The sequence below is a fragment of the Enterobacter cloacae complex sp. P1B genome (genome assembly GCF_014982345.1).
In the GTDB taxonomy this organism is placed as follows: Bacteria; Pseudomonadota; Gammaproteobacteria; order Enterobacterales; family Enterobacteriaceae; genus Enterobacter; species Enterobacter bugandensis.
Map to the genome: position 1 here is coordinate 1 of NZ_JADCLF010000032.1, position 5,808 is coordinate 5,808.

The window sequence follows — 5,808 nt, forward strand, 5'->3', positions numbered from 1 at the left end:
GCCGGACGGCGTCTGGTGGTACGGGATGACCTCATAGCCGCTGAACGGCTGATGCTGCGTGGCGGCGTCAGTCAGCACCAGGGTGTGCTTGTCCGCCTCATGGCGGAAGTGATACGCAATTCCCTCCAGCTCCATCAGGCGGCTGATGAAGTCCAGGCTCGACTCCTGATACTGCACGCAGTAGTCCCAGACCCGGTAGCTGCCGGTGAGTTTATCCTCAACGTTGACCTGATGCTCACCGAGCAGGGTTTTCACAATCTGCGGCACCGTCTGCCCCTGGAAAATACGCAGGTTGCGGTCGCGCTTCATCGGCCACAGGTCCGGCTCCACCGTCAGCTGGTACACCGCATAGCGCGTGCCCGTCAGCTCAACGGCGCTGACCGCCACGCGGGTAATCTTGCCGTTAATATAGCGGGACGTCAGCAGATTCTGCGTCGGGATGGTCACCGTGACCGGCTGGCCCAGCAGCTTAGTGCGGTCAATGCGCGCGTCCGTGCCGAGTACGGTCAGCGTCAGCGCAAACGACTCGGACATCGCCTCGCGGCCTGAGAGTTTCCAGAAAAGCAGCCCCTCCACCGGGAGCTGAACGGTAATTCGGTTGAGCATAATCTTTATTCCACTGTCGACTAATCTCGGTGTTCATTGAGATATTTTTTTATCGTGCTTATTTAAGCCATAAACCTGAAAACATAAGGACGCTACCCAGGGAAACTACGCTTTTAGCAACAATTAGTAAGCCAGGCGCAATGACGCGTGTTATAGACGATATTGCTTCATAATGTTCAGCATTGCATTTTCTGTGCCCCCCTATAATCCCGGAAAAGATCGTGCCGAGCAGCACAACGGTAACTTTTAGTCCCCATACGCACAGGAAAGACATGGAAAAGATAATCGAATATTGTTTCGCCGTTGCGACGGAGAATAATGACATTGACTGAGCGAGCCATTTCAACATAAAACCAATAACAACCGTAGCCACTAGCACCAGAACGAACATCACCCCAGCAAGGAACCATTGTTTTTTGTTGAACAAATCTTTTCCATTCCAGATAAGTGCTAGCGTCCAAATCATAAAAATAAAAAAGAAAAACAAATGCATCATAACATTCCACATTTACTTATTTTCATATCCTGGCATTGCTGGCATCTAACTAACCTCTTTATATCAGCCTGTACTGCCAAACCAGATGCCATAGAGCATCAAGATACAGCCTAGCGAGGCGAGACATTTTGCTACCAGGTGTAATTTGGCCCCGTACCGGGCAGACAGAGACGATAGTTTTAAATACATTTCTTTGGTATTATACCGTTTATGAAATCGCATAATACTCTCGAAAATAGCATTCAACATCACAACAAAAAATTTCGACAGTAACATTGCCACCAGGGATGCCGGTAATATTAATGCTATCGCCCGCGCGCTTTCTCTGTCCAGTAACGGGGTTGATTTTGATACGCCAACTAAAATGAGTGTCAATGCAAGCGCACCAACCAACACTGAAATGAATTTAATTCGAAAGTTTCGCCACTCTTTTAGGGTGTAAAGATCTTTCCCGTTCCAGATATAGACTAAAGCGATGAGTATAAAAATTATAAAGCCAGTCCATTTCATTATTTCATCTTTTATCCATGCTTTTTGCCAGAGTAAAAAAACAGCCACTACTTTTCTTCAGATTTATGACACGGATATCCTTCCGTGCCATAGATGATGAACAATTTCTAAGCGATGTATTCAGGAGCTCTATCGAACAATTCGCCTGCCATTGTAGCAATCCGTTCGTATTGAACGAGTTTGTTTTTCCACTCCTTCGGAATACCGGAGCACCCATATAATGCCCCAGCTATTTGTCCCGCCGTCGCCGCAACGCTGTCAGCGTCATCGGCAAGATTGGCAGCCAGCAGAATCGCATCCAGGAAATTATCAGTATTCCATACGGACCACATCGCGGCCTCAAGCGTATCGATTACATAACCACTTGAACGAATCTGATCGCGAGTTTTTTGCTTATATTCACCCGCGTTGATAATCATTACACGTGGCTGTAGCGGCATGACGTGCGGAGAAAAAACAAAATCTTTATTGCTACCGTTAATCATATGCACAAGCAAATAACTTAAATACTGTGTGCTATTTATTGCTTCCGCGGCTCCATGCGTTGCTATACTTTGTTTTTTAGCCTCATAAAACGCTTTACTTAATGACTTTCTAAAAAAAATAGAGACAGGTGCTTGCCTGATGATGGAGGCATTACCTGCAGTTTCTGCCGCTGTATTACCGCTCCACCCAGGACCAACAGTTAAATATTGCTCTAAAGCAAACCGAGTTGTATTTCCTATATCAAAACAGACGCCATTTGAACTATTATAACCATGCTGATACCATTCCAGAAGTTTATTCCTGAAGCATATAGTATCAGCATCACCTTTCTCAAGAAGCGTTTCCGCAAGACATAATGCCATGGATGTATCATCCGTCCATTCACCTGCGCGGAGTCGAAATGGCCCACCACCTATCATATCTTTGACATGTGCTTTGTCACGAGGTAAAAATTCGAGCGTCGTACCTACAGCATCTCCAACAGCAAGACCTATAAGCGCACCGACAGCACGATCCCGTGATTCCGCGAGTGAGATGTTACATTGTGGTGTTAAGTCCCATTGTTTTTGTGCATCGCAATCAAAAGATGATTCTAATAGTTTATCATTATATTTATACTGCTTCTTCTGCTGGACTGAAAGACTGCTAACAGGTAAGTACTTACGATATATATCTACATATTTTAACAATACATTCAAATTAGCATGTAAGTCTATCACCATTCACCCATAATAAAATATTTTTAATATCAAACCCTAAAATTCATCAGGATATTTCATTTTAAGATTATGTTGTTTCATTTTGTAATTGGCATCAACCTCATGCGGCAGTCTAACCTTTAATCCTCGGCGGATTTGATCCACAATAAACCAGGCATCCGACAACCTTTCAAAAAACAACTCATCAGAATTATCAAACTCCTTTGCTGCATACATACCGAAAGTCATTTTCCATAATTTTGCTTTATCCTTTTCCTTGCCTTCGATTAAATCCCGTAGAAATATTAATTGTTGTACAATAGAATCGTACATTTGTAAAAGTGGGGAGTGGGGGTTGAGATGTTTTACCTCAGCATATCTCTTTTCTGCTAAAGTTAATGCTTTTTCAACATAATTTAGAGCTGTCATGTTATTCATTATATGGAGTCCAAATATCACGCTTAGTAGTAAACCATTGTATCCCACCGCCTTCTGTCTGGAAAGGTTTGTCTGGTACAGACCAGGTGTCCAAGGCTGGTGTGGCACTACTTCGAAGCATCTCAACTTTTTGTTGCGCTTGATAAGCTTTTACTTCTTTAGGAACAATTAACCCCGTATCCCTGACCTGTCCCTCTGGGTTAATGCCTAGTTTTGTGGCAGGGGTCGATTCGTCAAGAGAATACCAGTTTCCTTGCCAATTCCCCGGGGATTGATTCTGATAAGCTATTTTCCCTTTATTGATTGTTTCAATTGTCACTCTCTGTTCAAGATCTATACCGCTGCGATAAGCTGGTATTTTACTTTCTTCAACACCCTGAGAACGCATAAAATCATCAACAATTTTTTGATTTGCACGGATATTAATATCTCTATTAAGATCGCCCGTGCGTCCAAATTTTTCATTAAGTTCAGCTCTTCGGGCCGAAATATTTGGCTTAACCGGTTCGAGAACAGGCTTACCAGCCCGCCACGCATCAAACCTTGCCCCGCCTTTCATGCCAGCCCCGCCGCCAATAACCGAGCCGATCAGCATCCCCCATTTCTGACCGTCGCTACCTTCGCCAAACAGCATTCCCCCCGCATAACTACCGACTGTCCCACCGCCCATCGCACCGAGGGTACTCAGAAGTGCGATTGCCGGACTGGCCAGCACCGCCATGGCTCCGGCACCAACGGCGAGCATCGTCCAGTTCACCCATTCCGGGATTTCAGGACTTATTTCATCGGTCTGAACTTTGCTTCCACCGATAATAACATTACGCGATCCCTGACTAATCTCAGCACTGCATGTCAATTTATCGCCTGCGCGGGAGGCGGGGAAGTTATTGATGTAAACTTTTATCGAACCTTCCGCAACCCGTTGCAGGCTACCGCTGTGCTCATCACACTCTCCGGCTGACAGGTGAGCGCGGATTGCCCTTCGGCTGTTGATAAAGACATTGGGTGAACCTTCTTTTAGCGTACCGGTAGTATGGCGTGGAGCCCATGACATACTGCCGAGGAGCTCACCCAACCCACCCGCAGCGCATGCCCCAGCCGCAACGGCAGAAACTGCAACCAGCGCGGTCCCTCCGGTGACCACAACGGCAGCTGCACCAAGAATGGCCCCGCCCACCAATCCTGCAATCATCCAGCCTTTTGAGGCTGTATGTGCTATCTCATCATCTACGCGAGCAGCCTGACATTCGGACATGACTATTCGGCTCGCTGTGCCATCAGATACCCACGTATCCGATCGGGCGTATTAAGTTGGTCAGAACCAGAGACCTGACGGCAGACGGATAGCTGTGAAAGCAAATGATGTGATGTGTCTGTGGAAGTGGTCCACAGCGCGTAACGCAGGGGTTGGCTGCCCGGGACGGGTGCAATACTGAGTGGTTTACCCTGCTTTTCAAAAAGCAAATATTGCCCCTCTTTCGCCCGCTGAAGCGAAAGATGTCCATAAAGATCCTGAATGTTTTCAAAGACACTAAGTAACTTACTCTCACTATCAAGCGCAAAAAATGGTCCCTGGCTATCGGCAGCGAGCATTTCTTTAGTTTCAGTCTGAGCAGGTTTGTGGAACTTAATACTACGGATAATCTCCTGGTATTGATTATGATAATAATCGCTAAATTCGCCCGGGCATGTACCGATATAACACACCATCTTTTGCCCGCCGGGATGGTCACCGAGCAAAATCACCGTCTGCTTCTGAAAAATGACCGCATTATCATTTTTAAACTGATAAAAAAGCTCTACCGCCGGGTGACCATCAACAGAAGTCATCTGAGAGGATTCGAGACGAAAGTCGGGCACCGTAATTTCCAGTTCACGCACCAGGCGAGTTGCCGCATCATGGACTTTGTCTTCGTTTTTAGCACTCGCACGAGAAACAACAAAAGTAAACTCGCTGGCTCCGTTATCGCTCAGGGTAAATAAATTCATGGTTCTGTCTTTAAATACATCGGGTAAAGCGAGGGTTGCTTCCTGAAGAATATAATCAGCCATTCGGGTTACTCTTAGTTATTGCCATTAATAACAAAAAAGCTATCCACTTCCTGTTGGATTTCCTCCTGAAGGGATGCGCCAGGCGGATCGATGACGTTTCGCCCATCGTCAGGGTTCAAGTGCAATTCGCCAGAAAGCGTATTAATTTGTGCACTCTGTTTTGCAGTAAAGTTAAAGTTATTACCAATGATATGAACGCTACCATCTTTTGAGAGCTCAATGGCACTTTCACCACATTCCAGTCTCAGCGTATTACCTGCGGAAAGTATAAAATTATCTACGACTTTATCGTTTCGACTCTTACCCGTCAGGCATACCACATCGCCTTTAATTCCTGATTTCTGGTTTTTCGCTACCCGTAAGGTTTCATCTTCACCAACAAACTGGGTACGATTTTTTTCAGTAGAATGAGACTCGTCGTTTTTGACGTTAATATCCAGATTCCGCTCGGCCTGGATCCACACCTGTTCCGCGCCCGCCTTATCCTCAAAGCGCAGGGCGTTGGCGTTGTCCACAGAGCCC

Annotated in this window: 7 protein-coding genes and 1 pseudogene; all 8 read right to left on the reverse strand. The window is 46.0% G+C overall.

The features are described from left to right. A partial coding sequence (locus INF77_RS23065; protein ID WP_193533022.1) for a type VI secretion system Vgr family protein occupies positions 1-606 on the reverse strand: 606 nt, incomplete at its 3' end. Between the two features lie 58 nt (positions 607-664). Then, a complete protein-coding gene (locus INF77_RS23070; RefSeq protein ID WP_227414038.1) occupies positions 665-1,102 on the reverse strand; it encodes a hypothetical protein in 438 nt (145 codons plus the stop codon). Positions 1,103-1,165: 63 nt separating this feature from the next. Next, the gene (locus tag INF77_RS23075; protein WP_193533021.1) at positions 1,166-1,660 is read right to left on the reverse strand and encodes a hypothetical protein; all 495 of its coding nucleotides are present in this window, start codon (positions 1,658-1,660) and stop codon (positions 1,166-1,168) included. A 59-nt stretch (positions 1,661-1,719) separates the two neighbouring features. Then, on the reverse strand, positions 1,720-2,820 hold the full coding sequence (tri1, locus tag INF77_RS23080) for an ADP-ribosylarginine hydrolase Tri1 (RefSeq protein ID WP_150144108.1): 1,101 nt from the start codon (positions 2,818-2,820) through the stop codon (positions 1,720-1,722). A gap of 33 nt (positions 2,821-2,853) precedes the next feature. Then, on the reverse strand, positions 2,854-3,234 hold the full coding sequence (locus tag INF77_RS23085; protein WP_069733840.1) for an immunity protein Tsi6 family protein: 381 nt from the start codon (positions 3,232-3,234) through the stop codon (positions 2,854-2,856). After that, positions 3,227-4,489 carry a polymorphic toxin type 46 domain-containing protein gene (locus INF77_RS23090; RefSeq protein WP_048958857.1) on the reverse strand — a complete coding sequence of 421 codons (1,263 nt, stop codon included), beginning with the start codon at positions 4,487-4,489 and terminating at the stop codon, positions 3,227-3,229. Before INF77_RS23090 ends, INF77_RS23085 begins: the two co-directional genes overlap by 8 nt. Before the next feature lie 2 nt (positions 4,490-4,491). Then, entirely contained in the window at positions 4,492-5,286 is a 795-nt protein-coding gene (locus tag INF77_RS23095; protein WP_150144110.1) for a DcrB-related protein, read from the reverse strand. Positions 5,287-5,297: 11 nt separating this feature from the next. Further along, positions 5,298-5,808, reverse strand: a pseudogene (locus INF77_RS23100) (type VI secretion system tip protein VgrG); the annotation flags it as partial.